Genomic DNA, 25944 nt, shown 5'->3' with positions numbered 1-25944 from the left:
GTTCTTCCACAGCCCCGGAAATGCGAAAAGCCGCCGGATTCCAGCGGCTTCTCAGAGGTTAATACCCGGGGAATCCCGGTGCGCTCACAGGCGCCCTTCCCGATCCGGGCCGCCGTCGCGGTCGCCGCCGCGGAAGTGGTCCATGCCACGCTCCATCATGCGGTCCATGCCGCGTTCCATGAAGCGGTGGGGCGGGCCGTCCTCGCCGCCGCCGAACGGGCCGCGGTGGCGGGTCAAGACGGCGAGGCGCCGCTTCTGGCCGTCATCCAGGGTCTTGTAGAGCGGATCGGCGGCATCGGCGATCTTCTTCAGGGCCGCGGAGGTGGCGCTCATGTCCTCGGCGCGCTGGCGCAGGCGGGCGACCGGATCCTCCGGCTTGTCGGCATCCTTCGAAGCATCGCCGGGGCCGGCATTCATCCGCGCATTGGCGCGGTCGATGCGCAGCTTGGCGAAGTCGCGCACGGCGGCCTCGACCGGCGGCCACAGCTTCTCCTGGTCGGCGTTGAGCTTCAGCCCGGCATGGACGGCGGCGATCCGCGCGTCGACGAAGGCGGCGCGGTCTTCGGGGTTCATGCGGATGTGGCGGAAGTGCTCCATCCACGGGCGATGAAATTGGGCATAGACCGCGCCCGACCCGGCGATGCTGAGCACGGCGATGGCGGCGATTGTGAACTTCCTCATGACGTACCTCCTCTGGAAGGATGTCCTGAAGATGAGGGTCGCGAGGCCAAGGTGCAACTTACAACTTGGACAGGGAGGGCGTTCTTTCAGAGGTATAATTCACTTGAACGTCCGTTCAGCCACCGCCCGGACATCATTCGCAACAAAAAGGGCCTCCGTGCAGCCCGCACGGAAGCCCACCTTCATATTTCGTTTGGATTCGCTCGACGTGCGCTCGGTTCGTCGTGCTAGTTCGTCGTGCTCTTCGATTCCTTCAGGAATTCGTCGATCAGCGGCTGGCCGACGCGGCTCGCCGCATCCTTGTAGACCGGCTCCATCGCCTTGCGCATCGCCTCGTCCTGCTCCGGCGTGAGCTTGATGATCTCGCTCTTGCCGCTCTTCTTGATCTCGGCGAACGCGTCATCGTTCTCCTTCTGCGACTGCGCGTTGTTGAAGTCGGTCGCTTCCTTCATCGCCTTCGACAGCTGGTCGCGGATGTCGGCCGGCAGATCGTCCCAGAACTTCTTGTTCACGATCACGACGTAGCCGATGTAGCCGTGATTGGTCTCGGTGATGTACTTCTGCACCTCGTGCATCTTCTGGGTATAGATGTTCGACCAGGTGTTCTCCTGGCCGTCGACCACGCCGGTCTGCAGCGCCTGGTAGACTTCCGAGAACGCCATCACCTGCGGCAGCGAGCCGAGCGCCTTGAACTGCGCCTGCAGCACGCGCGAGGACTGGATGCGGAACTTGACGCCCTGATAATCGGCCGGCGTCACCAGCTTCTTGTTGGCGCTCATCTGCTTGAAGCCGTTGTCCCAATAGGCAAGGCCGGTGATGCCCTTGGAGTCCAGCAGCTTGAGCAGCCGCGCGCCAAGCGGGCCTTCCGTCACCTTCCGCAGCGTCTTCAGGTCGGGAAGGATGTACGGGAGATCGAACACCTCGAACTCACGGATGCCGAGCGGGCCGAACTTGGAGTTGGACGGCGCCAGCATCTGCACGCTGCCGAGCTGAAGCGCCTCGAGCTCTTCCTTGTCCTTGTAGAGCGACGAGTTCGGATAGACCTCGATCTTGACCTTGCCGCCGGTGTACTTCTCGGCGAGCTCCTTGAATTTCTCGGACGCCTTGCCCTTCGGGGTGTCGGTCGCGACGACATGGCTGAACTTGATGATGATCGGGTCGGCGCTGGCGGGGCCGGCAAAGGTCAAGGCCAATGCCGCGACGGATGCCGCGATCGCGAAGGTGCGCATAATCTCTCCCTGTTATTCTCTTGGGCTGCCCAATACGGGCGCTCCTATCCTCGAGCCGGGAGCATCAATAGCGGCTCACACATTGAGCCGCTATTGGCCGTTAGCAGGGCAGCTATTCGCCACCACCAGCGATGTCATTCCGGGGCGGTCCGCAGGACCGAACCCGGAATCTCGAGATTCCGGGCTCGATGCCTCGCATCACCCCGGAATGACGACCTACGTTCTCAGCTTGCCGCGGCCGTCGTCACGGTGTCGCGCTGGCGCTTCATGACGATCTTGTTGAGCGCGCCGAGATAGGCTTTTGCGGACGCCACCAGCGTATCCGGATCCGCCGCCCGCGCCGTCATCGCACGTCCCTCATGCGACAGCCGCACCGACACCTCCGCCTGCGCGTCGGTGCCTTCGGTCACCGCATGGACCTGGTACAGCTCGAGCTTGGCTTCGTGCGGCACCAGGCGCTTGATGCAATTGAACACGGCATCGACAGGACCGTTGCCCTCGGCCTCCTCGATCTTGATCTGGCCGTCGACGTCGAGCTTCATGGTCGCGCGCTGCGGGCCATGGGTGCCGGCGATCACGGTCAGCGAGGTCAGCTTGATGCGGTCGTGCGACGCCGCCATCTCCTCGTCGACCAGCGCCTCGATGTCCTCGTCGTAGATGTCCTTCTTGCGGTCGGCGAGCGCCTTCATCCGCGTGAACGCATCTTCCAGCTGGTTCGGACCGAGCTTGTAGCCCATCTCCTCCAGCTTGTGCACGAAGGCATGGCGTCCGGAATGCTTGCCGAGCACCAGCGAGGATTGCTTCAGGCCGACCATTTCGGGCCGCATGATCTCGTAGGTCGAGGCGTCCTTCAGCACGCCGTCCTGGTGAATGCCGCTCTCATGCGCAAACGCGTTCCGGCCGACGATGGCCTTGTTGTACTGCACCGGGAACGAGGTCGCCGCCGACACCACCTTCGAGGCGCGGGTCAGCTGCGTAGTGTCGATCTTGTTCCAGAACGGGAATTTGTCGTTGCGGACGTTGATCGCCATCACGATCTCTTCGAGCGCCGCGTTGCCGGCGCGCTCGCCGATGCCGTTGATGGTGCACTCGACCTGGCGCGCGCCGCCGACCACGCCGGCCAGCGAGTTCGCCACGGCCATGCCGAGGTCGTTATGGCAGTGCACGGAGAACACCGCCTTGTCGGAGTTCGGCACGCGCTCGATCAGCGTCTTCATGAAGTGGGTGTATTCGTCGGGCGTGGTGTAACCGACGGTATCGGGGATGTTCACCGTGGTGGCGCCGGCCTTGATCACGGCTTCGACGATGCGGCACAGATAATCCATCTCGCTGCGGGTGCCGTCCTCGGCCGACCATTCGACGTCGTCGATCTGGTTGCGGGCGCGCGCGACCATCGCGACCGAGGTCTCGAGCACCTGCTCCGGGGTCTTGTTCAACTTCACCCGCATGTGCAGCGGCGAGGTCGCGATCACGGTGTGAACGCGGCCGCGTTTCGCAAATTTCACGGCTTCAGCGCAGCGGTCGATGTCGGCCGGGTGCGCACGCGACAGGCCGGCGATCACGGCGTTCTTGGAGCGGCGGGCGATCTCGCTCACCGCCTGGAAGTCGCCTTCGGAGGTGATGGGGAAGCCGGCTTCGATGACGTCGACGCCCATATCATCCAGCAGTTCCGCGACCTCGAGCTTCTCCTCGAAAGTCATGGTGGCGCCGGGGCACTGCTCGCCGTCGCGCAGTGTGGTGTCGAAAATGATGACGCGGTCCTTATCGGACTTGTTCGCGGGGGCCATTATCAAATTTCCTTTTGAGCTTTCGCGCCGACAGTTCTGCTGGGCGCTTAAGGTGTCCGGTGATCTCGACCAACCCCTGAGCGCCCAGGCGCGTGGCGCCCAGCCGGCCCTCAGGGGCAAGTAAGAAGAAGCCCGCCGATCAGGAGGGTGGGCAGCAGCGCGGCCGGGATCGTGGCGGCGGCCAGAGCCACCTCCCTCGAAATCCCATCGATTTGGCCGCGAATCAGCATTGCCAGACCCTTTTGAGCCCCAAATCCTCGGGCAAAACCGTTGACAGTTGGTTGCCGGGAGGCTCAGTGCGTCGTTTCTAGACGAGAAATGGCCGCAACTGCAACGCCAAAAGATGGTCAGTATGGGTGACCCACCGCTTCACGGTGTCATCCCGGCGAAAGCCAGGAACATGCCGCGAAGGTCTATCGATGGCTGACGGTCTGAACGACCGGTCTTCACCAAACTTCCGCCTTGGATAGTCAGTCCTGCTTTCGGGAGGACGACGATAGGAGGTGTTGCGCGCAACTTCCTCAACGTCATTGCGAGCGAAGCGAAGCAATCCAGAGTCTTTCAGCGACGGGCAGTCTGGATTGCCTCGCTTCGCTCGCAATGCCGGAATTGCTTTTGTGAGTGCGGGCCATGCTCACCATCATTGTTAGGGCGCATACCTCCAGCGACAACCGCGTCGCGGTCACGCAAGGATGACGGTCGAGCTTGTTGTCTCTAGAAAGCTACCCCGTGCGACGCGAGCGGGCCCTGGTTTCCCAGCGATCCAGCATCTGGCCGAGTTCACCGAGGGCGGGGGACGGAGTTTCGTTGGTGTTGGCGGGAACGGTGGGGCTAAGCCAGTCCGGTTGCCTGTAGCCGCCCGAGCGGCGAGCCAATGCACGCCGTTTGCGGGACTGGAAATCGCGCGTGAAATAGCCGGCCGCATACGCGATCCCGAGCAACACGATCAATGTAATGACACCCTGCACCATTTGCTGCGGCCTTTCTCCCAAGGTTTTCTGCGCAGCAATAGAGGCGACGTCAAGGCTTGACGGGGCCCAAACTGGGGCTCGGTTAATTCCCCAAAGGCACGCGAATTGTCGCGTCACACCGGGCCGAACAGCGGTTCACACATATTCCTGGCCGCCCTCGCAACCGGGGATGAATGGGACTAACCTTGCACTTGCTCGGCCGGATCAACCGGCTAGCCGAACATGACCCGGGAGGACGCGAATGACACGCCAACAGCAGCGTGAGCAGGATGTTGCGCTTTCACGACGAACGCTGGTGCAGGGACTTGCGCTCGGTGCCGCGGCCGCCATGGCCGGAACAGGCACCGCGCGAGCCCAGACCGGACCTGCCGCCCCGCCGACAACGATCACCACACCGCCGCGCGACTTCGGCCCCCGCGGCGCACCGACCACCTATTTCTGGGACCCCGATATCATCGCGGTCGATCCGTCCTTCAACGATCTCGCGCAACCCAACACCGCGATCAAGCGGCTCTACACCGGCGTGCTCTGGGCGGAAGGCCCGGCATGGAGCGCCCAAGGCCGCTATCTGCTCTGGAGCGACATTCCCAACAACAGGCAGATGCGCTGGAGCGAGGACGACGGCCGCGTCAGCGTATTCCGCGCGCCCTCCAACAATTCCAACGGCAACTCGTTCGACTTCCAGGGCCGTCAGCTCTCCTGCGAGCATCTGACCCGGCGGGTGACGCGCTACGAGCATGACGGCACCGCCACCGTGCTGTGCGACAATTACAACGGCAAGAGGCTGAACTCGCCGAACGATGTCGTCGCGCATCCCGACGGCAGCTACTGGTTCACCGATCCGCCCTATGGCGGCCAGCTCTATGAAGGTGAGCCCGATGCGGCGGGCGGACCGAGCAATGCGCCCGGCAAGCTCAACCCGCGGATCGGACAGCCGGCCGGCTTTACACCTGGCAAGCGCGAGCTGCCGACCAATTGCTATCGCATCGATCCAAGCGGCCGTGTCGATCTCGTCGTCACCGAGGAGCAGGTGCCCGATCCGAACGGGCTGTGCTTCTCGCCCGACTTCAAGAAGCTCTACGTCGTCTCGACCGGCAAGGGACCGGGCGACACCGGCCCCGGCGGCAAGGGCGAGATTTTCGTGTTCGATGTCGGCAGCGACAACAAGCTGTCCAACCTGAAGAGCTTCTCCGATTGCGTGATCGACGGCGTGAAGTGCGGACCCGACGGCGTGCGGTGCGACGTCAACGGCAATGTCTGGGCTTCCAGCAATGCCGGTCGCGCGGTCGGCTATAACGGCGTGACGGTGTGGTCGCCGGAGGGCAAGCTGCTCGGCCGCATTCGACTGCCGGAAGTCTGCGGCAACATCTGCTTCGGCGGACCGAAGCGCAACCGCCTGTTCATGGCCGCGAGCCAGTCGCTCTACGCGGTGTTCACCGCGACGCAAGGTGCGGGGCCGGGCTGAGCGGTGTGATCTGAATTGCGACGAGGCGCCGGCGTGCCCCGCTGGCGCCTCAGACATTTGCCCATTCAGGGAGCGGAAGGTTTCGATGCGTCCGATCGTGATCATACCCGCCCGGCTTGGTTCGACCAGGCTCCCAGGCAAGGCGCTGACGGATATCAACGGTCAGCCAATGATCGCCCACGTCTGGCGAAGAGGTCTCGAGGCCGATATCGGCCCGGTCGTCGTTGCCTGTGGCGATCAAGCCATCGTGGAGGTCATCGACGATTTGGGCGGACGGGCCGTCCTGACCGACCCAACCCTCCCGACGGGGTCGGATCGTGCGCACGCGGCACTGCAGTTGATCGACGCGGAAGCGGCATACGATGTCGTCGTTGTCCTTCAGGGTGACCTGCCGACCATTGATCCGGCGACGATACGTGCGACAATGGAGCCGTTGTCCCGGCATGCCGATTGTTCAATTGCCACGCTGGCCACCGAGATCGAGGATCCGATCGAGCTTCAGGCACCGAGCGTTGTGAAGATCGCCCTTGCGATCCACCCGGGAGAAACCATCGGTCGCGCGGTTTACTTCAGCCGGGCCGTGATCCCCTCAGGAGCGGGGAAGCACTATCATCACGTCGGCATGTACACCTATCGGCGCGAGGCGTTGACGAAATATGTCAGCCTCGCACGCGGCGTACTCGAGCAGCGCGAAAGCCTTGAACAGCTCAGAGCGATCGAGCACGGCATGCGGATGGACGCGAAGGTGATCCAGACGGAGCCGTTAGGCCTGGACACGCTGGCCGATCTCGAGCGCGCCCGAGAACTTTTGACGGTCAGGTCGATCTAGTCTCCGCAGGCAACACGTGACTTCCAGACAGGGCGCGTGATAATTGAGCCATGGCAGACAAAATTCGCGTCGTTGTTCTCTATGGCGGCAGGTCCGGTGAGCATGAGGTCTCGCTGAAATCGGCGGCCTCCGTGCTCAGGCATCTCGAGCGCGCGCGTTTTGAGGTGATCCCGGTCTCCATCGACAAGACGGGTCGCTGGCAATGGAACGATCTTGCTGGAATCGATCCGGCGCAGGCGGCCTTGCCGATCCTGCCCGATGCGCCCGAGATGCGGCTCGCCCGCGGAGCCGATGGACGCGGCGTTCTCATGCCGATTGCCGAAGGCGCAACCGGCCCGATCGAGATCGACGTCGTGTTTCCGGTCATGCACGGTCCGCTTTGCGAGGACGGCACCATGCAGGGCCTTTTGGAGCTGGCCGAGGTCGCCTATGTCGGGTCGGGCGTTCTCGCCTCCGCCGTCAGCATGGACAAGGACGTCGCCAAGCGGCTCGCGGAATTCGCCGGCGTTCCGGTCGCGCCCTATCGCGTGCTCACCCGCAGGGCCTTCGCTGCGGACCGCTTCGCGTCTCTCGCCAAGGCGGTCGAGGGGCTGAGCCTCCCGGTGTTCGTCAAGCCGTGCAACATGGGCTCCAGTGTCGGCATTCACAAGGTCAAGACGTGGGATGCACTCGGCACGGCGCTCGATGATGCCTTTCGCTATGACGTCAAGGTGCTGGTCGAACAGGGCATCGACGCGCGCGAAATCGAAGTCGCGGTGCTTGATGGCGAGACGCTGTTTGCGAGCGTCGCCAGCGAGCTCAATCCGAACGCCCATCACGAATTCTATTCGTACGAGGCCAAATATCTCGACCCCGACGGCGCCCGCGTCGATCTTCCGGCCAGGCTCGACCCGGCGCAGATGGAGCGCGTGCGCGCGCTCGCGGTGCAAGTGTTCGCGGCCCTCGAATGCAGCGACCTCGCGCGGGTCGATTTCTTTCTCGACCGGCAAACCGGCGAATTCTGCTTCAACGAGATCAACACCCTGCCCGGCTTCACGTCGATCAGCATGTATCCGAAGATGATGGAGGCCTCGGGCGTGCCGTATGGAGAGCTGCTGACGCGCCTCGTCCATCTGGCGCTGGAGCGATACCAGCAGTGTCATGCCCTGGAACGCGGCTATTCGAGCTAGGTTGTCTCCTCAACGGTAGGCCCCAGGTCAGGGATAAAGCCATGCGCGTTGTGATCTGCGGCGGCGGCGTGATCGGGGTCTGCACAGCTTATTTCCTCCGCCGCCTCGGCGTCGATGTCATCGTCGTCGAACGGACGGAAGTGGCGGCCGCGGCCTCCGGCAAGGCCGGCGGTTTTCTGGCATGTGACTGGTGTGCGGGCACGCCGCTCGATGCGCTGGCGCGGCGCAGCTTTGCGCTTCACGCGCAGCTGCCGGAAGAGATCGCGGGCGATTGGGGCTACCGCCCGATGAGCGCATATGGCGGCTACGTGGCGCCCGATGGCGATCCGCGGCGGACTGCGCCATCCGCACTTGGCTGGCTCAGCGATGGCATCGTCATCGCACAGCGCATCGGCACGACCGAGACGACCGCGATCGTTCATCCGCGAAAGTTCACGTCGGCCGTGATGACGGCGGCGCTCGCGCAAGGCGCCAAGCTTCGCCCCGGCCGCCTCACCGGCATCGTTCGCGATCCGCATGGGACGCGCGCGAAAGGTGTCGAGGTCGAAGGCAGCACCATCGAAGCGGATGCCATCGTGATTGCGATGGGACCATGGTCGCTGCTCGCGGCGCAATGGATGAGCCTGCCCGCTGTCTATGGCCAGCGTAGCCCGAGCATCGTCTACGACCTCGGCTCCAACGTGCCGGCCGATGCGTTGTTCCTGGAATGCGAGACGGATGGCGGCGCCGTGTCGATCGAGGTCTTTCCACGCACCGACGGCAGCACGCATATCACGGCGCTGTCCGACATCGCGCCGCTGCCGCTCGATCCGGCGGCCGTGACGCCGGACCGCGATGCGATTGCGCGCCTGCAAGCCATGTCGGAGCGGCTGTCGCCGCTGTTTCGCCCTGACAAGATCATCGCGCAGCAGGCCTGCTTCCGTCCCGTGACCGAGGACGGCCTGCCGCTGATCGGCCGGGTGCCGCAGAGCGACCGTCTCTACGTCGCGACCGGACATAATGTGTGGGGCATCCTGAATGCGCCCGCGACCGGCGAGGCCATGGCGCAGCTCATCGCCGAAGGCGGAACGCGCCAGATGGATCTCGCGCCGTTCGATCCCGCCCGGCTCGTGCCGCTCGATCCATCGCTGCTGCAAGCGCGCTAAGCAGCTCAGCGATCCTTTCTTGTGGCCCCGGATGCTCATGCATGCCCGCCGCCGAAATCTGCATGCCTGCGCGCGGAATATCGATCCGCTCTGCCCGATATTTGCGCAAGCGCTAGACTTTAGTCCCCAACGTACAATCCTGAATACAGTTTCACTTGCCGGGGATTCTCTCGTCGTTATAGTCCCGCCCAATAGCTCAAAGAAGCTTGGTTCAAGGGAGAGAACAACATGAATAAAGCACTCTCTGGTGCATTGCGAAGTGCACTTGGTGCGGTCGCCATCGGCGCATTGTTGGCAGCGTCAGGCCCGGCTTTTGCGGCCGATCCGATCAGGATCGGCGTGATCGCGGAAGCGCAGGCGATCGCCGGCGCATCGATCCCGCAGGCGGCGCAGCTCGCCGCCGACGAGATCAACGCCAATGGCGGCGTCGACGGCCGCAAGATCGAGATCATCGGCTACGACAATCACTCCTCCTCGGCAGATTCGGTGCGCGCGTTCCAGCGCGCGGTGAACGAGGACAAGGTCAACGCGGTCATCGCCAGCTATATCAGCGAAGTGGTGCTGGCGCTGGAGCCCTGGGCTTCGCGGCTAAAGACGCCGTTCGTCACGCCGGGTGCCGCCTCCAACGAGATCAGCAAGAGCGTCCACGCCGACTACGAGAAGAACAAGTACACCTTCCACGGCTATCTGACCTCGGCGGCATTGGCGCTCTCGGTCTGCGACGGCGCCAAGGACCTGCTCGTCGACAAGATGCACATGAAGACGGCGGTCATCATGAGCGAGGACGCCGCCTGGACCAAGCCGCTCGATGTCGGCTACGAGGAATGCCTGCCCAAGATCGGGCTGAAGGTGCTCGACCACATCCGCTTCTCGCCCGATACCACCGACTTCACGCCGATCTTCAACAAGATCGAGGGCGCCAAGCCCGACGTGATCATCACCGGCATTTCGCATGTCGGGGTGCAGCCGACGGTGCAGTGGAAAAACCAGCAGGTGCCGATCCCGATGTTCGGCATCTCCTCGCAGGCGACCAACGAAACCTTCGGCAAGGACACCAACCAGGCCGCCGAAGGCGTGCTCTATCAGGGCGTCTCCGGGCCCGGCGTCGCGGTGACGCCGAAGTCGGTGCCGTTCGCGGAGAACTTCAAGAAGAAGTTCGGCAACTATCCCTCCTATGCCGGCTACACCGCCTATGACGAGGTCTATTACATCGCCGACGCCGTGAAGCGCGCCGGCTCGACCGATGCCGACAAGCTGGTCGAGGCGCTGGAGAAGACCGACTGGGAAGGTACGATCGGCCGCGTCCAGTTCTACGGCAAGGACGATCCGTTCACGCATTCGATCAAATACGGCAAGGGCCTTATCACCGGTCTGATGCTGCAATGGCAGGACGGCAAGCAGAGCGCGGTCTGGCCCAAGGACGTCGCCAAGGTCGACATCAAGTTCCCGAGCTTCATCAAGCTCAGCAACTGATCCGACATGCTCCCGGGATCACTTCCCGGGAGCTTCCACTTGCGGCCCTCCGCAGCACCTTTTCCTCTAGTGAGACTCCTGGCCAATCATAGATGCGAGCTTTCCAGATTCTGATCGATGGCTTTGCCATCAGCGCTCTCTACGCTCTCGGCGCCACCGGCTTCACACTGATCTTCGGCGTCTCGGGCGTGCTCAATCTCTCCCACGGTGCCATCATGGTGGCGGCAGCGGTGGCGGCCTGGGCCGCCGCCAGCGTGCTCAATGTCGGCACCTATGCCGGCGCGCTGATCGGGGTGGGCGTCGCCCTGCTCGCGGCGTTCGCCACCTACTTTGCGGTGGTGAAGCCGATCCAGGATTCCCGGCGCATCCCGAACGAGGAGAAGGAGATCTTCGTCCTCACGGGAACGCTGCTCTGGGGCATCATGATCCAGGAGCTGATCGCCTATTTCTTCACCAACAACGCCAAGACCGTGCTGCCGATCGTCGAGGGCGTCGTCGAGATCCTCGGCGTCCGCACGCCGAAGAACGAGATCTTTACCGCGATCGTGTGCTGCCTCGTCATCGCGCTGCTGTGGCTGCTGGTGAACCGCACCCGCACTGGCAAGGCGGTGCTGGCGGCCTCGATGAACCCGCGCGGCGTCACCCTGCTCGGGCTCGAGCTCACCAACATCTACATCGTGGTGTGGGCGATCTACGGCATCCTCGCCGGCATCGCCGGCGTGCTGCTAGGCATGTTCTTAGGGGTGAGCTCCTACAGCGTGGGTCCGCTGACCGCGAGCGCATTCTCGATCGTCGTGCTCGGCGGCCTCGGTAGCGTCTCCGGCTCGCTGATCGCGGCCTTTGTGGTCGGCTATCTCGAGACGCTGACGGCCTATCTGGTCTCGCCGGCCTATCGCACCATTCCGGCGCTGCTGCTGCTCGTGTTCGTGATGTACATCCGGCCCCAGGGCCTGCTGGGGAGGCGCTGAGATGGCCGGCTTCTTTACCTCGCGCCTGTTCTTCGTCTCGCTGGCGCTCGTGATCATCGCAGCTACGCTGCCGCTCTATGTCTCCGGCTACGTGCTCGGGCTCCTCACCGTCGCATTTTATTTCGGGGTGTTCGCGATGGCCTGGGACCTGCTGTTCGGCTTCGCGGGCGAGGTCAATTTCGGACCGACCTTCCTGATCGGCGTCGGCGCCTACACTGCCGGCATCCTCAATGCCCAGTTCGGCTGGTCGGTCTATCTCTGCATCGTGCTGGGCGCGCTCGCCTCCGTCATCGCCGGCCTCGTGCTGGCGCTGCCGGCGCTGCGCGTGCGCGGGCCGTATTTCGGCCTGACCACGCTGGTCGCGGTCCTGATGCTGCAGAACTTCATCGTCGTGTTCGCCGACCTCACCGGCGGCGAGATCGGGCTGACCATCCCCGACGTCATCACCATCAGCGCCGGCGCCAATTACTGGATCGCGCTCGGCTTCATGACGATCTCGGCGGCGATCCTCTATGGCCTGTCGCAATCGCCGGTTGGGCTCGTGCTGCAAGCCAGCGGTCAGGATCCGGTGCAGGCCGGCGCGCTCGGTTTCAACATCGTCAAGCACAAGCTCGCCGCCTTCATCGTCAGCGCGTTCTTCTCAGGCCTGTCGGGCGCGCTGCTGGTGTTTTACTTCGGCACCGCCTCGGTCGGCACCGTCGTCGACGTCGCGGTCGGCGTCAACGTGATCGTGTCGGCCGTGCTCGGCGGCCGCCGCACCGTGCTCGGCGCCGCACTCGGCGCGATCTTCCTGATCGTCGCCGGCGAATTCCTGCGCCCGACCGGCGAGCTCGCGACCTTCATCGTCTCGGCGGTCGCGCTGCTCGTCGTGCTGTTCTTCCCCGGCGGCTTCCTCGGAGCGGCCCTCTCGCGCGAGGCTCGCTCGTAATGGACCAGAGGCTTTCAAACCGTCCCGTGCTCGAAGTCCGCGGCCTGACCAAGCGCTTCGGCGGATTGACGGCGGTGAAGAACCTCGGCTTCGAGGTCAATGGCGGCGAGATCTTTGGCCTGATCGGGCCGAACGGCTCGGGCAAATCCACCGCGATGAAGAGCGTGATGGGCATCGAGCGCCCGACCGCGGGCGAAGTCGTGTTCGAGGGGGAGAACGTCGCCGGCCTGCCCGCGCACAGGATCGCGCGCAAAGGCTTTGGCATGGTGTTCCAGCATTCGCGGCCGCTGAACCGGCAGACGGTGCTGGAGAACATCATGGTGGCGCTGTTGCCGGACAGCCTGTTCATGCTGTTTCCGGACAAGACGCTGCTCGATCGCGCCAAATGGATCGCCGATCGCGTCGGGCTCGGCAACGTCATGAACCGCCGGCCGCCGACGCTGCCCTTCGCCGATCTACGCCGGCTCGAGCTCGCCAAGGCAATCGCGCGGGACCCAAAAGTGGTGCTGGTCGACGAGCCCTTCGCCGGCCTCACTCGCGCCGAGGTCGATGTCTTCTCCGACCTGATCCGTAGCTTTCGCGACGAGGGCCGCGCGGTGATGCTGGTGGACCACAACGTCAAAAGCGTCGCGGCGCTGGTCGACCGCGTGCTCGCAATGTATCTCGGCGAGGAAATCGTCACCGGCAAGGCCGACGACGTCATGAAGAATGAGACCGTGCGCCGGGTCTATCTCGGCGGCGCCATCGCGACCCATGCACGGCCCGAGACCGGCTTCAAGGACAAGGTGCCGCTGCTCCAGGTCGAGAATGTCAGCGTCCATTACGGCAAGGCGCAGGCGCTGGAGAATGTCTCGATCCACATCCATGAAGGCGAGTTCGTCTCGGTTGTCGGCCTCAACGGCGCCGGCAAGACCACGCTGTTCAACACCATCTCCGGCTTCTTGCCCTATAGCGGCGAGATCATCCGCGGCGGCGAAAAGCTCCGCGGCACCAGCCCGGCCAAGATCGCCCGCAGCGGCCTCGTGCAATGTCCGGAATCACGCGAACTGTTCGGCGAGATGAGTGTGCGCGAAAACCTCGATCTCGGCGGGCAACATCTCACCGATGACAAGCGCGCCGCGCAGCTCGCCTGGCTGTTCGAGCTATTCCCGATCCTGAAGGAGCGCCAGGGCCAGCTGGCGCAGACGCTGTCCGGCGGCGAGCAGCAGATGCTCGCGATCGGACGCGCGCTGATGATGCAGCCGCAGATCCTGATCCTGGACGAGCCGACACTGGGCCTCGCGCCCGTCATCCTCGAGCTGTTGTCCAAGGCGCTGGAGAAGCTGCGGCAGACCACGTCGATCACGGTGCTGCTCGGCGAGCAGAACGTGACCTTCGCTCTGCCTCATGCCGACCGCGTCTATGTGCTGGAGCACGCAAGAATCGTCTGGGAGGGCGATCCCGGCCGCTTCGCCGCCGAGGCCGGCGCCGATTTTCTTTAGCTCGCGCATATCAACAACAAACAAGCGAAAGGGAAACGACCATGCGATCATCGAGCATTTTGAGCTCTCACCTCCTCACCTCCGCGCTGGCGCTGTGCCTCGCCGCGCCCGCCTCCGCGCAGTCGAACGATCCGATCAAGATCGGCGTCATCGCCGAGGTGCAGTCGATCGCGGGTGCGGCCACGCCCGGCGGCGCACAGATTGCCGCCGACGAGATCAACGCCAAGGGTGGCATCCTCGGCCGCAAGGTGGAGATCGTCACCTATGACAACAAGAGCTCCTCGGCCGATTCGGTGCGCGCCTTCCAGCGTGCGGTGAGCGAGGACAAGGTCTCCGCCGTGATCGCGAGCTATATCAGCGAGGTCGTGCTCGCGCTCGAGCCCTGGGCGGCGCGCCTGAAGATGCCGCTGATCACGCCCGGCGCCGCCTCGAACGAGATCACCAAGGCGATCCACAACGACTATGAGAAGAATAAGTACACCTTCCATGGCTACCTGACCTCGGCCGCGCAAGCGCAGATCGTCTGCGACGCCGCCAAGGATCTCCTCGTCGACAAGCTCAAGTTCAAGACGGTCGCGATCATGAGCGAGGACGCCGCCTGGACCAAGCCGCTCGATGTCGGCTACGAGGCCTGCCTGCCCAAGGCCGGACTGAAGGTGGTCGAGCATGTGCGCTTCTCGCCCGATACCACCGACTTCACGCCGATCTTCAATAACATCGAAGGCAAGAAGCCTGATGTGATCGTCACCGGCATCTCGCATGTCGGCGTGCAGCCGACGGTGCAGTGGAAGAACCAGCAGGTGCCGATCCCGATGTTCGGCATCAGCGCGCAGGCACTGAGCCCGACCTTCTGGAAGGATACCAATGGCGCCGCCGACGGCGTGCCGTCGCTGGCCGTCGCGACGCCTGATGTTGCCGTCACCTCCAAGACGAAGCCGTTCGCGGCGGCCTTCGCGGCCAAGTTCGGCACGCCGCCGGCCTATACCGGCTACACCGCCTATGACGAGGTCTACATCATCACCGACGCGATCAAGCGCGCCGGCTCGACCGATCCCGACAAGATGGTCGCCGAGATGGAAAAGACCGACCTCGAGGGCACGATCGGCCAGATCAAGTTTTACGGCAAGGACGACGAGTTCACCCACGGCATCAAGTCCGGCGCGGGCGCGGTGACCGGCCTCGTCTTCCAGTGGCAGGACCAGAAGCAGGTCGTGGTCTGGCCGGAGAAGATCGCGGAAGGCAAGCTGAAGTTTCCGAACTTTGTGAAGCTGTCGCAGTAAGAAAGCGGAACAAGGCCACCGCAACGATGTGATGCCCGGGCAGAAGCGCGTCTTCGCGCTAGATGTCCCGGGCATTTCATCTCTCGCTCGATGCGCCCTTGACGCGAAGCACACTTGCAAATTCGGCAGGGTCGATCACAGTAAGGACGCACGCAGGCGGCTCCAAGAATCTGCGGCCATCAAGGAGGACCCATGCTCCCTTATGTCGCGCACGACCTTCGCTTCGAGCGGCTCGTCATCGGCCATGTCAATCTCGAGAAACTCACCAGCGGTTGCCGCTGGGCCGAAGGCCCCGCCTATTTTCCGGCCGGGCGCTACCTGATCTGGTCCGACATTCCGAACAACCGGATGATGCGTTTCGACGAGACCGACGGATCGGTGTCGGTGTTCCGCGCGCCGAGCTTCAATTCAAACGGCAACACCACCGATCGCCAGGGGCGGCTGGTCAGTTGCGAGCATTTCATGCGGCGCGTCACCCGTACCGAGCACGATGGCTCGATCACCGTGCTGGCGGATGCGTTCGAGGGCCGCCGGCTGAATTCGCCCAACGACGTCGTGGTCAAGTCGGACAATTCGATCTGGTTCTCCGATCCGACTTACGGCATCGACAGTGACTATGAAGGGCAACAAAGTCCGTCCGAGATCGGCGCCTCCAACGTCTACCGGATCGACGGCAGCTCCGGCGTCATCACGCGCGTCGTCTCCGACCGGGTGCAGCCCAACGGGCTAGCCTTCTCGCCGGACGAAACCCGACTCTATGTCGCCGACACCGGCGCGACTCATGTCCGCGGGCTGCCGCCGACGATCTGGTCTTATCAGGTCAAGGGGCAAACAGTCGGGGAAGCCTCGCTGTTTGCAACCTGCCCGGACGGGCTCTATGACGGCTTCCGCTGCGACATCCATGGCAACATCTGGACGTCGGCGGGGCGCAGCGTGTTCTGCTATGCGCCGGATGGCACGCATCTCGGTACGGTCCCGATCGGCGAGATCGTCGCCAATGTCTGCTTCGGCGGCCCGCGCCGCAACCGCCTCTACATCTGCGGACAGACCTCGCTGTATTCGATCTACCTCAATACACGGGCGGCGGTGTAGGGGAACGATCGCGACCCAGCAGAACGTGTCGCGTCAACTCGTGATACGTTCGCCGCGCCCGTAGACCAGCAGCATGAAGATGATGACGAGGCCATAGATCACCTGGCGGCCGGCCTCGGGCATGTCCATAATCGACAGCACGCTGTTGAGAAGCACGATCAGCACGACGCCGATCAGTGTCCCGAGATAACGGCCGCGGCCGCCAAGGATGTTGGTGCCGCCGATCACGACCGCCGCGATCGACGGCAGCAAATAGGCATCCCCCATGCCCTGATACGCCTTGGTGGAGTAGCCGGCGAGCAGAACGCCGGCGAGCGCGGCTGCGACACCGCACAGGACGAAGCAGATCACGGTGATGCGGCGGGTATCGACGCCGGCCAGATACGCGGCCGCCTCCTTGTTGCCGATGGCATAGACGTAGCGGCCAAGCGTCGTGCGCTGCAGAACAATCGTGACAAGTACCGACACGGCGATCCAGACGAACAAGGCGTTGGGAATGCCGAGCGTGCGGTCGCCGGCGAGCATCCGCATCAGGTCGGTGGCGCCGGTCTGCGGCGCGTAGCCGCCGGTATGGGCGACCATCAGGCCGCGCATCACCGCGTTGACGCCAAGCGTGAAGATCATCGAGGGCACGCGCAGATAGGCAACCCCGATGCCGTTGACGAGACCGACCAGAAGCCCGACCCCAAGCCCGACCGGAATCGCGAGCGAGCCGCCGATCGTTGTCGCCATCATCGCGGCCGCGGCGAGCGTCCACGGCACCGACAGGTCGATCTGGGCGATCAGGATCACCATCATCATCCCCGCGGACACGATGCCGAGGAAGGCGCCGATCTGGAGCTGCTGCAGCAGATAGGCCGGTGACAGCAGCGGCGCACTGCCGAAGCGCGCAAATGTATAGATCGTTCCCGCCACCAGGATGACGAGGATGAACAGGGCCGCGATCAGGATCGGGCGGTCATCGCGAGAGAGACTGAGGGAGGCCGAACTCATCGGAACAGCTCCAGCGTATTCTTGACGCGCAGCACGCCGAGCGCGCCGATACTGACCGCCGCCAGCAGGATCAGGCCCTCGAACAGCGGTTGCAACAGCGGGGCGATGTCGAAGATGCGGAAGAAGAACGAGATGACGCGCAGCACCATCGCACCGAAGATCGAGCCGATCGCGCTGCCGGTCCCGCCGAGTAGCGAGGTCCCTCCGATGACGACGGAGGCGATCGAGTTGAGCGTGTAGGCGCCGGCCTGCGGGATGTCGGCATTGCCTGAGGATGTCTGGATGGCGAGGAACAGGCCGCCACAGCCAGCGAAGAAGCCGGCGAGCGTGAAGGCCGCGATCTTGGCACGCTCGATCGGAAGGCCGGACATGTAGGCTGCGCCTTCGGCCGAGCCGACCGCATAGACGGCCCGGCCAAGCACGGAGCGGCGGAACGGCACCCAGACCAGGAGCGCGATCAGGACGAGCAGCACGAACGGCACCGGGATCCAGGCCACCGGCGCAAACCAGCCGGCTCCGCCATCATCGAAGATATGGACGGTCGCGGCGAAATCCCCGAGCGAGTTGGTCAGCGCCCAGTTGAGATCCTCGTCGATCTTGCCGCCCGGCGTCGGCCGCAGGAACAGCGCGATGCCGATATAGACCGCCCCGGTCGCAAGCGTCGCAATGATCGGCTGGATGCGCCCATAAACGACGACGCAGCCGTTGACGAAGCCGGCCAGTGCGCCGGTCGCAAGACATATGACGATCCCGAGCAGGATGCCGCTCACGCCGCCGGGAAAGATACCAAGGCCGAGATGCAGGCCGAAGATCTCGAGATGCAACGGGCTGCCCCCCGCCGCTCCCGTGAGCAGGTAGCTCGCGAAACACCCCACCATGGTCATGACGGCGCCAACCGAGAGATCCAGCCCCGACGCCAGCACCGGCACGGTCTGCGCCATCGCCAGCATGGCGAGTGCAAAGATCTCGTCGCCGTTCTGCACCAGAACCGCCGACGAGAAGCCCTTGGGGTGGGCGAGGTTGTAGAGCAGATAAAGGATGGAGAACAACAGGACGGCGGTGACGATGCCGATGTTCTGGCGAATCCTGATAGCGACATCGTCAAGCATGGACGGCTCCGGATGTGTCCGGCGTCGCGGCGTCGATGTTGAGCGCGCTGGCGATGATGTTGGTCTCGGTGAGCTCATCACCTTCAAGCTCGCGCACGATGCGCCCGTCATACATGATCGCCACCCGGTCGCAGCAGCCGATGAGCTCGTCATAGTCGGTCGAGTAGAACAGGATGGCAGCGCCCTGGTCGGCGAGCTCGCGCATCAGCCGGTAAAGCTCCTGCTTGGTGCCGACGTCGATGCCGCGCGTGGGATCATTGAGCAGGATGAGCTTGGGATCGGTCATCAGCCATTTGGCGAGAACGACCTTCTGCTGGTTGCCGCCGGAGAGCGTGGCGACGGCGTCGCCGGACGCGCCGATCTTGATCTGCAGCCGCGCGATGGCGCGCTTGATCGCATCGGTCTCGCGCGCGCGGTCGACCAGAGGTCCGGTCGAGATCGCGTCGAGCGAGGCGATCACCAGATTGTCCGATATCGACATCGGCAGCATCAGGCCTTCGGTCTTGCGGTCCTCCGGCACGAGCGCGATGCCGACCGACTTCGCCGCCGCCGGCGAGCCCGGACGCACCTCGCGGCCTTCGACGGTGATTTGCCCGGAGACGCCACGCAGCACGCCGAACAGCGCGAGCAGCAAGGATTTTTGCCCTTGGCCATCCAGCCCGCCGAGGCCGATGATCTCGCCGGCGCCGACGCGGAGCGAGATGCGATCCAGGCGCTTGTCCCAGCTCAGGTTCTCGATGGTCAGCACCGGCTTCGTCGATCCGCGCGCGGGCTTGGGCGGATACTGGGTGGCGATGTCGCGCCCGATCATGAGCTGAACGATATCGGCGGTCGACCTCCTGCCCTGGTCGAAGGTCTCGATATGACGACCGTTGCGGAACACGGAAGCACGGTCGGCCAACGCCTCGACCTCGTGCATCCGGTGCGAGATGTAGAGAATGGCAACGCCTTCGGCCTTGAGCCGTGCCAGCATGGCATACACCTTCTCGACGTCGGCACTGGTGAGGGCCGATGTGGCTTCGTCGAGGATCAAGAGCTGCGGCTTCTTGCCGAGCGCCTTGGCGATCTCCACCACCTGGCGGCGCGACAGCGGCAGGTCGCGCACGCGCATCAGGGGATTGACGTCCTCGCATCCGATCTCGGCCAGCAGCTCCTCGGCGCGGCGGCGCTGCGCCCGCGCGTCGATGAGGCCGAAGCGGCGCGGCGGCGACGCGATCGAGATGTTGTCCGCGACCGAGAGGTCGGGCATCAGCGACAATTCCTGGAAAATGCAGACGACGCCGGCTGCATTGGCGGCGGACGGTGTCGCGAAGGTCACATCGTGTCCGCCGAGCCGCATGGTGCCGGTATCGGGCTGGACGACGCCGGCGATGACCTTGATCAGCGTCGACTTGCCGGCGCCGTTCTCGCCCAGCACCGCGTGGATCTTGCCGCGCTCGCATGCGAAGTCGACACCTTCGAGCGCCCGCACTCCGGCGTAACGCTTGGAGATTCCGGACAGGGTGAGGAAGGCGGATTGGCTTAGAGTAGCGTCCGGCATGGCGGGCTCACGCGGTGGCGGCCCGGCCAAGGCCGGGCCGCAACCGGGACATCTCCGGTGCGCTCACTGGGTGTTCTTCTCGCTCTGCGACATGATCTCCGGCGCCGTGAAATTGACGCCGCAGGGCGCGAACTGGTTCGGCGCGAAGAAGTTTGCGTTGAGGTCCGGCCAGTAGTTGGTGCCGGGCTTCAGATCCTTGTAGGTCGCGACCGGGATCGGGATCGAGATGAGCTGCGGCATCACATTGCCCTGCAGCGCAGAGATCGCCGCCTTGGTGGCGATGGCGACCAGCGCCGGAGACTGGCCATAGGACATGCCCTTGAGCCCGTCCTTGGCGTGATCGGCGATCTGCTTGCGGTACTCGTTCTCGCCCTCGCCCGACATCGGGACGAAGGGGTGCTTTGCCGACATCATCGCCTGCACGGTGCCGTCGGAGCCGCCTTGCGTGAACACGCCGTCGAAATGGCCGTGCACCGCGAGCGCGTCCGCCGTCACCTTCTGCGAGGTGCCGGTATCCCAATTGCCGACCACTTCGGTGATCTTGAAGCTGTTGCCCGGCGCTTCCATGACCTCGCGGAAGCCGAGATGGCGGTCCCGGTCGACCGAATTGCCCGGCAGGCCGCGGACCTCGAGGATGTCGCCCGCCTTCTTGCCGCTCTCATCGATGAGCCACTTCGCCGACATGCGGCCCATTTCCTTCTGGTCCTCGTTGACCATCATCACCTTGTCGGTGTCGAGGACGTTGTCGAAGGGCACCACGACCACATTGTTCTTGTCGGCGAGGCGGATAATGCGGTCGAAGCCATCGGGGGCCACCGCGATGGTGACGATGGCGTCAAAACCCTGATTGATGAAGTCCTCCATCGCGCCGAGTTGCGCTGCAACATCGGTTCCGGTCGAGACGACCTTGAACTCCTTGATGTTCTCCTTGATGCCCGGCTGCGAGGCGAAGGCCTTTGCAGTCTTCACCATCTGGATGCGCCAGGTGTTGCCGACGAAGCCGTTGACGAGCGCGATCTTGTAGGGACCAGGCTTCTTGTCCCACTGGAAGAACTTGGTTTGGGCGGACCAGGGCTTGAAGCAACCCGGATCGGCGCCCGGACCGGACACGACCTTCGGCCCTGCCAAGGCACTGACCGGGGACAGCAACAGGCCAACGCAAGCGAGCCCCGCAAAACGAAGCGTCCACACCATGTCTCTTCTCCCTGAGCTTTTGTTTCGACCCTTAACGCGGCACGATGGCCAAGCCGGGAATTGGGCTTCCCGTGCAATTTACCCCGCTAGGATGGCACGCAATCTCCGATGCGCACAAGCCGAATGCCGGTCGTAAGCCTGGCCTGCGGCGAGCGCGCGGGAGCGAGACCATCACGATTGCGGGAGACGACGTCGCGTCGGGCCGAAGCTGAAAGCACACGCGCGACAAGCGGATGTTCGCGTCCGCGCATGATGCAGGCAACGGAACGATCCGTGGTGAGGGACAGCGGAGCGGTCTCTTCCTGAGCGCTCCACAAAAAGAATGATACTCAGGGAAAAATGCCGATCTGATCCACGCACGGCCGCGATCTGCCTGGTGCGGTGCATGTTGACTTTCACGAGCGCCCTCCAAATACTCGCCAAAAAACATAAAACCAGTCGCAAACGACGGTTCGGAGGGAGGGATAGGATGCCGACTTCACGCAGGCAGCTGCTGAAGGGTACGGCGGCTGCCGCCGCCACACTCAGCCTCGATTGGACCCGGGCCCAGGCGCAAGCCGAGAATTTGCGCATCGGCCTGATCTACGATCTTACCGGACCATTTGCCGCCGGCGGCTCGGTCGCCTCCTCGGTCGGCGCCCAGATCGCCATCGATCTCGTCAACGAGAAGGGCGGCATCGGCGGCAAGACCAAGATCGTGCCGGTTGCGGCCGACTCCCAGAGCAAGGCTGATGTCGCCATCAACGAAGCCGAACGGCTGATCAGCCAGGAGAAGATCGACATCATCAACGGCGTCTATTCCAGCGCGCATGCGGTGCCAATGGCCGCGAAGGTCGAGCAGCAGAAGAAAATCCTCTGGATCACAACCGCGGTCTCGACGGCCGTGTTCAAGGACAAGAACCTGCAATATGTGTTTCGCGCGCAAATCCACTCGGACCAGTACGGCCAGGCCTTTGCCGGCTTCATGAGCGAGCACGCCAAGGCGAAGCTCGGCATGGAGCCGAAGGACGTCCGGATCGCACTGATCCACGAGGATGGCCCTTACGGCGTCGGAGTCGCCGCCGCGGACGAGGCCTATGCCAGGGAGGCCGGGCTCCAGATCGTGTTGAAGGAAGGCTATTCGGCCTCGGCGCCCGATCTCTCGGTGCTCGTGACCAAGATCAAGCGCGCCAAAGCCGACGTGATCTCGCATGCCGGCTACAACCCTGACATCACCCTGTTCCTGCGCCAGGCGCGCGAGAGCGGCCTGCGCTTCAAGATGCTGTTCGGCGCCGGCGCCGGCTACAGCCAGCTGGACAAGCTGCGCGCCACCTTCGGCGCCGACATCGATAATTTCTGCAACATCGATCCGGTGCCGGCACAACTGTTGGACCCGGCAAAGCTCGCGCCCGGCATCGGTGATCTGATCAAGACCATGGTCGCGCGCTACCAGGCCAAGACCGGCGCGACCGACGTGCCGCCGCACTGCTCGATGGGCTTCAACCAGACCTGGGTGCTGCTCAACAACGTGCTGCCGGTGGCGAAAGAGAAGTATGGTAGCTTCGAGCCGGAGGCCATTCGCAAGGCCGCGCTCGACGTCGATATCCCCGCCGGCGGCACTATCCAGGGATACGGCGTAAAATTCTTCCCGCCGGGCACGCCGCTCTCCGGCCAGAACGAACGCTCGACGCCGGTGGTGATGCAGAACGCGGGCGAGCACATCTCGGTGGTGTGGCCCACAAATATTCGGACACAAGACCCGGTGTTTCCGCTGCCGAAGGGCTCGACCTACGGGGCGTGAGGCGCCGCAGCGGGACTGCGCTCCCTCGCCCCGCTCTTTGCGGGGAGAGAGTTGGGGTGAGGGGCTGCCTCCCCAAGGACGGTGGCAGTTGGACTCGCGGAGAGTCCCCCTCACCCGGATTGCATCGTCGATGTAATCCGACCTCTCCCCGCAAGCGGGGCGAGGTGACATCGCGGCGCTGCCGGTGCCCTACAACACCACCCTTCTCCCTTCTTCCGCCGCCCAATAGCCGGCATAGTTCACCTTGATCGTCTCGTACGCCAGCGCGAGGTCCGACAGCGGCTGGCGTCCCGTGGCGGCGCATTCCATGAAATCCTGAATCTCCTGGAGATAGCCGCGCGTCCATTCCTCCTCGAGGCAGACATACTGCCAGCCGGTTTTGCGGTCGACCTTCTCGGTGATGTAGACGCCTGCGAGTTTCTCCTCGCTGGTCTGGTAACTCATCAGATGCGTGTTGGGGGTGATGTTGGCGAACAACGAGCCGCCGCTGGTGTAGGTCTCGATCAGATTGCGCACGCCGCCCATGATCATGTCGCCGGAGAACACCGTGGCCTTGGTTCCGTCGGAGAAGGTCGCCGTCAGCGTGCCCCAATCCTCGACATCGACCGGATTGGCCTTGATGTAGGTCCGCTCCTCCGGCTTGAGACCAGCCGTGACGTTGCCGACATCGCCGGTGACGCTTGCAACCTTGATGGTCTCGCCACGCGCCTTCGCTTCGACCTGCTTGAGATAGAGCACGGCCGAGAGCGGATGGCAGCCCATCCGGATCAGCGAGCCGCCGCCGGTCATCGCCCATTGCGCGGCATGCGCCGCGTGCGAGCCGGAATGGCTCTCCTCGCCCTTCATGAACAGGATCTTGTCCTTGGTCGCCTTGAGGATCTCGGCGGTCTTGGTCACGACTGGCGCGTAGATCCAGTCCTCGGCATACATGAAGAGTTTGCCGGTGCGCTCGATCGCGGCCCGGGTGGCGTTCATCTCCTCCAGCACGCGTTCGTACATCAGCGCCTTCGGCACGTGCTTGCCGATCGGCTGCTGGTCGCCCTCACGGCCGAAATAGCCGGCAAACGGCTTTTCGCAGATGACGTGCTTGCCGGCTTGCATGCTGGCGACGATCATCCCGGCATGAAGATTGGGTGGCGTGCAGATATCGATGACATCGAGCGCGCGGTCTGCGATCAATTCCGCAAAACTGCGATAGACCCGCGGGATGTCATGACGGGCAGCAAATTCGACGACGTGATCGCCGCGCGCAGCGACCGCCGCAACCTCGACGTCGACGCCGTAGACGCGCCGGAACGCATGCATATGCAGCTCCGACACGAAGCCGCAGCCGACGACTCCGACCTTGATCCTTGCCATAGCGCTCCCCGCCCCTTGCTTTGGGCGGCACTATAGCGCGCTTGCAAGCCTATTCCACCGAGACCCGCACCACGCCTGCGCTCATCATGCCGAGCGCGCGGGCGGCGGGCACCGAGAGATCGACGATGCGGCCGCGGATGAAGGGACCGCGATCATTGACGCGGCATTGAATCGTCCGCCCGCTGTAGGACACCCTGAGCACGCTGCCGAACGGACGCGTCCGGTGCGCGCAGGTCAGCTCGCCATTCCTCGCGGCCTTCCCGTATCCGTAATATGAGGCAAGTCCGCTTTCGGCGTGGGCGATGGAAAATGCAGAAAGCGAGAAAGTGGTCAGACAATACAATAGTGTCGGCTGCGCTCGCACGGCACCGCTCCTGATTGGCCCTGGCCCGCGCGGCAACGCCGCCCGGTTCCACTTGGTTCCGGGAACTGCCGGGCGATGCCCGGCAGTGCCATCACACATTGTTACTGTTTGTGAAAGACCAGCGTGCGCACCTCGATGCTCTCGCGGGGCGCAGCATCGGCCGGCGTGGTCGGATCGACGAAGGCGGTGTGCGGAGCGAAACGGGTGCGGCCGTCGGTTGCTGAATCATAGCATTTGAGCAGCAGCGCCTCGTCCGCCGTCATCTCCGGAAAATAGAACCAGCGATGGTTCGGCTTGTATTTTACCGAATAGGTTTCGCCGCGACGATTGGGATAGATCAGGTCTGAGGCGACGAGATCGTCGGGAGAAACCGTGGTGCCATCGACCATCGCGAGCGGTGAATCGCGCAAGGGACCGCGGATCGGCCGCCAGAGATTGATCACCTGGACGCGGCCCTTGAGCAGCTCCTCGGCTTCGTCGGGCAGATGCTCGCGTACACGGTTGGCGCCGGAGACGGCGGTCTGGTCGACATGGACGCGCGTCGCGGGCTGGCGTGGGCCACCGTCGCGAATATCCGGAGCACCCTCGACGCGCTTGCGCACGGTGTGGTCGAATATGAAAACGCGATCGGCCTTCAGTGTCGCGCGCAGGAAGGCCTCGACGGCGGGGTAGTAGACGGTGCGGATTTCCTCGTCGTTATAAAAGTCCTTCACCTGGTTGGGATGGCGTACCAGCGCAAAACCTTCGCGATCGAGCGAGACATTGTCCGCAATCAGCCGCGCATCGAAAATCGGGACCTGATGCGGCTCCGGCAGCGAGGTGCTCTTCGGCTCGCCCGGCGGCGGATCGAAGGCATAAGTGCGCGGCTTGCCGGATACCGGCGCGAGGTAGTTGAGTTCAGCTGTGACGAAGGGAAGCGATTCGATTTTTGTTTCTTGCAGGCCCATGGCCGGTCTCCCGATGTGGTCGTCTGAGTGATTTTTGACGGAGTGGGGCGCGGCGCAAGGGAGGTTATAGCGCGACAATCTGGGTGGGAAGCGCGCGACAATCAGGATGGCGAGTCGGTGTCGCGGCGAGGTGATGATTGCCGCGATGATTGTCGTGCGC

The 25944-nt window shown here is 63.9% G+C and carries 22 protein-coding genes; 11 read left to right on the top strand and 11 right to left on the bottom strand.

All coding sequences use genetic code 11. The annotated features are described in order from the left end of the window. Positions 1–84: 84 nt before the first annotated feature. The 4 genes from ABID58_RS24850 to ABID58_RS24835 form a co-directional block, all read right to left on the bottom strand. Entirely contained in the window at positions 85–681 is a 597-nt protein-coding gene (locus tag ABID58_RS24850; protein ID WP_354035342.1) for a Spy/CpxP family protein refolding chaperone, read from the bottom strand. A gap of 227 nt (positions 682–908) precedes the next feature. Beyond that, positions 909–1910, bottom strand: a complete 1002-nt coding sequence (locus ABID58_RS24845; protein WP_354035340.1) for a TRAP transporter substrate-binding protein — start codon at positions 1908–1910, stop codon at positions 909–911. Between the two features lie 224 nt (positions 1911–2134). Continuing rightward, on the bottom strand, positions 2135–3697 hold the full coding sequence (locus tag ABID58_RS24840) for a 2-isopropylmalate synthase (RefSeq protein WP_148755988.1): 1563 nt from the start codon (positions 3695–3697) through the stop codon (positions 2135–2137). Between the two features lie 722 nt (positions 3698–4419). Next, complete coding sequence (locus tag ABID58_RS24835) at positions 4420–4665, bottom strand: hypothetical protein (RefSeq protein WP_354035491.1); 246 nt, start codon at positions 4663–4665, stop codon at positions 4420–4422. 244 nt (positions 4666–4909) lie between these two features. Between ABID58_RS24835 and ABID58_RS24830 the strand changes: the two genes are divergently transcribed. From ABID58_RS24830 to ABID58_RS24785, 10 genes are all read left to right on the top strand, one after another. Next, positions 4910–6133 (top strand): SMP-30/gluconolactonase/LRE family protein, encoded by a 1224-nt coding sequence (locus tag ABID58_RS24830; RefSeq protein WP_354035338.1) that lies wholly within the window; start codon positions 4910–4912, stop codon positions 6131–6133. A gap of 85 nt (positions 6134–6218) precedes the next feature. Further along, positions 6219–6962, top strand: coding sequence for a 3-deoxy-manno-octulosonate cytidylyltransferase (locus ABID58_RS24825; RefSeq protein ID WP_354035337.1), 744 nt, complete (start codon positions 6219–6221; stop codon positions 6960–6962). Positions 6963–7012: 50 nt separating this feature from the next. Then, the gene (locus ABID58_RS24820; protein WP_354035335.1) at positions 7013–8131 is read left to right on the top strand and encodes a D-alanine--D-alanine ligase family protein; all 1119 of its coding nucleotides are present in this window, start codon (positions 7013–7015) and stop codon (positions 8129–8131) included. After that, positions 8098–9276 (top strand): NAD(P)/FAD-dependent oxidoreductase, encoded by a 1179-nt coding sequence (locus tag ABID58_RS24815; RefSeq protein WP_354035333.1) that lies wholly within the window; start codon positions 8098–8100, stop codon positions 9274–9276. Before ABID58_RS24820 ends, ABID58_RS24815 begins: the two co-directional genes overlap by 34 nt. A 228-nt stretch (positions 9277–9504) precedes the next feature. Continuing rightward, the gene (locus ABID58_RS24810; RefSeq protein ID WP_354035332.1) at positions 9505–10749 is read left to right on the top strand and encodes an ABC transporter substrate-binding protein; all 1245 of its coding nucleotides are present in this window, start codon (positions 9505–9507) and stop codon (positions 10747–10749) included. 92 nt (positions 10750–10841) lie between these two features. Next, positions 10842–11717: a branched-chain amino acid ABC transporter permease gene (locus ABID58_RS24805; protein ID WP_354035330.1), complete on the top strand. Its 876-nt coding sequence runs from the start codon at positions 10842–10844 to the stop codon at positions 11715–11717. Position 11718: 1 nt separating this feature from the next. Then, positions 11719–12645 carry a branched-chain amino acid ABC transporter permease gene (locus ABID58_RS24800; protein WP_148755981.1) on the top strand — a complete coding sequence of 309 codons (927 nt, stop codon included), beginning with the start codon at positions 11719–11721 and terminating at the stop codon, positions 12643–12645. Then, on the top strand, positions 12645–14126 hold the full coding sequence (locus ABID58_RS24795; RefSeq protein WP_354035329.1) for an ATP-binding cassette domain-containing protein: 1482 nt from the start codon (positions 12645–12647) through the stop codon (positions 14124–14126). Before ABID58_RS24800 ends, ABID58_RS24795 begins: the two co-directional genes overlap by 1 nt. Positions 14127–14167: 41 nt before the next feature. Beyond that, a complete protein-coding gene (locus ABID58_RS24790; protein WP_354035328.1) occupies positions 14168–15406 on the top strand; it encodes an ABC transporter substrate-binding protein in 1239 nt (412 codons plus the stop codon). Positions 15407–15598: 192 nt separating this feature from the next. After that, positions 15599–16498, top strand: coding sequence for an SMP-30/gluconolactonase/LRE family protein (locus ABID58_RS24785; protein WP_148755978.1), 900 nt, complete (start codon positions 15599–15601; stop codon positions 16496–16498). A gap of 33 nt (positions 16499–16531) precedes the next feature. Here ABID58_RS24785 and ABID58_RS24780 read toward each other — a convergent pair whose 3' ends face one another. From ABID58_RS24780 to ABID58_RS24765, 4 genes are all read right to left on the bottom strand, one after another. Then, complete coding sequence (locus tag ABID58_RS24780) at positions 16532–17491, bottom strand: ABC transporter permease (RefSeq protein ID WP_354035326.1); 960 nt, start codon at positions 17489–17491, stop codon at positions 16532–16534. Then, positions 17488–18600: an ABC transporter permease gene (locus tag ABID58_RS24775; RefSeq protein ID WP_148755976.1), complete on the bottom strand. Its 1113-nt coding sequence runs from the start codon at positions 18598–18600 to the stop codon at positions 17488–17490. Before ABID58_RS24775 ends, ABID58_RS24780 begins: the two co-directional genes overlap by 4 nt. Beyond that, the gene (locus ABID58_RS24770; protein ID WP_354035325.1) at positions 18593–20140 is read right to left on the bottom strand and encodes a sugar ABC transporter ATP-binding protein; all 1548 of its coding nucleotides are present in this window, start codon (positions 20138–20140) and stop codon (positions 18593–18595) included. Before ABID58_RS24770 ends, ABID58_RS24775 begins: the two co-directional genes overlap by 8 nt. Positions 20141–20203: 63 nt before the next feature. Then, entirely contained in the window at positions 20204–21334 is a 1131-nt protein-coding gene (locus ABID58_RS24765; RefSeq protein ID WP_148755974.1) for a sugar ABC transporter substrate-binding protein, read from the bottom strand. A gap of 469 nt (positions 21335–21803) precedes the next feature. On the opposite strand from ABID58_RS24765, the gene ABID58_RS24760 reads away from it, so the two are divergent. Beyond that, positions 21804–23114 (top strand): ABC transporter substrate-binding protein, encoded by a 1311-nt coding sequence (locus tag ABID58_RS24760; protein WP_354035323.1) that lies wholly within the window; start codon positions 21804–21806, stop codon positions 23112–23114. A gap of 189 nt (positions 23115–23303) precedes the next feature. On the opposite strand, the gene ABID58_RS24755 is transcribed toward ABID58_RS24760, so the two are convergent. The 3 genes from ABID58_RS24755 to ABID58_RS24745 form a co-directional block, all read right to left on the bottom strand. After that, positions 23304–24473, bottom strand: coding sequence for a Gfo/Idh/MocA family protein (locus ABID58_RS24755; protein ID WP_354035321.1), 1170 nt, complete (start codon positions 24471–24473; stop codon positions 23304–23306). A 49-nt stretch (positions 24474–24522) separates the two neighbouring features. After that, a complete protein-coding gene (locus ABID58_RS24750; protein WP_148753077.1) occupies positions 24523–24837 on the bottom strand; it encodes a septal ring lytic transglycosylase RlpA family protein in 315 nt (104 codons plus the stop codon). A 101-nt stretch (positions 24838–24938) separates the two neighbouring features. Beyond that, positions 24939–25784, bottom strand: a complete 846-nt coding sequence (locus ABID58_RS24745; protein WP_354035320.1) for a CmcJ/NvfI family oxidoreductase — start codon at positions 25782–25784, stop codon at positions 24939–24941. Positions 25785–25944 lie beyond the last annotated feature (160 nt).

Source organism: Bradyrhizobium sp. S3.2.6, assembly GCF_040546885.1.
Lineage (GTDB): Bacteria > Pseudomonadota > Alphaproteobacteria > Rhizobiales > Xanthobacteraceae > Bradyrhizobium > Bradyrhizobium cytisi.
The sequence above is the reverse complement of the archived record's forward strand: the minus strand, read 5'-3'. Positions and strand labels throughout refer to the sequence as shown.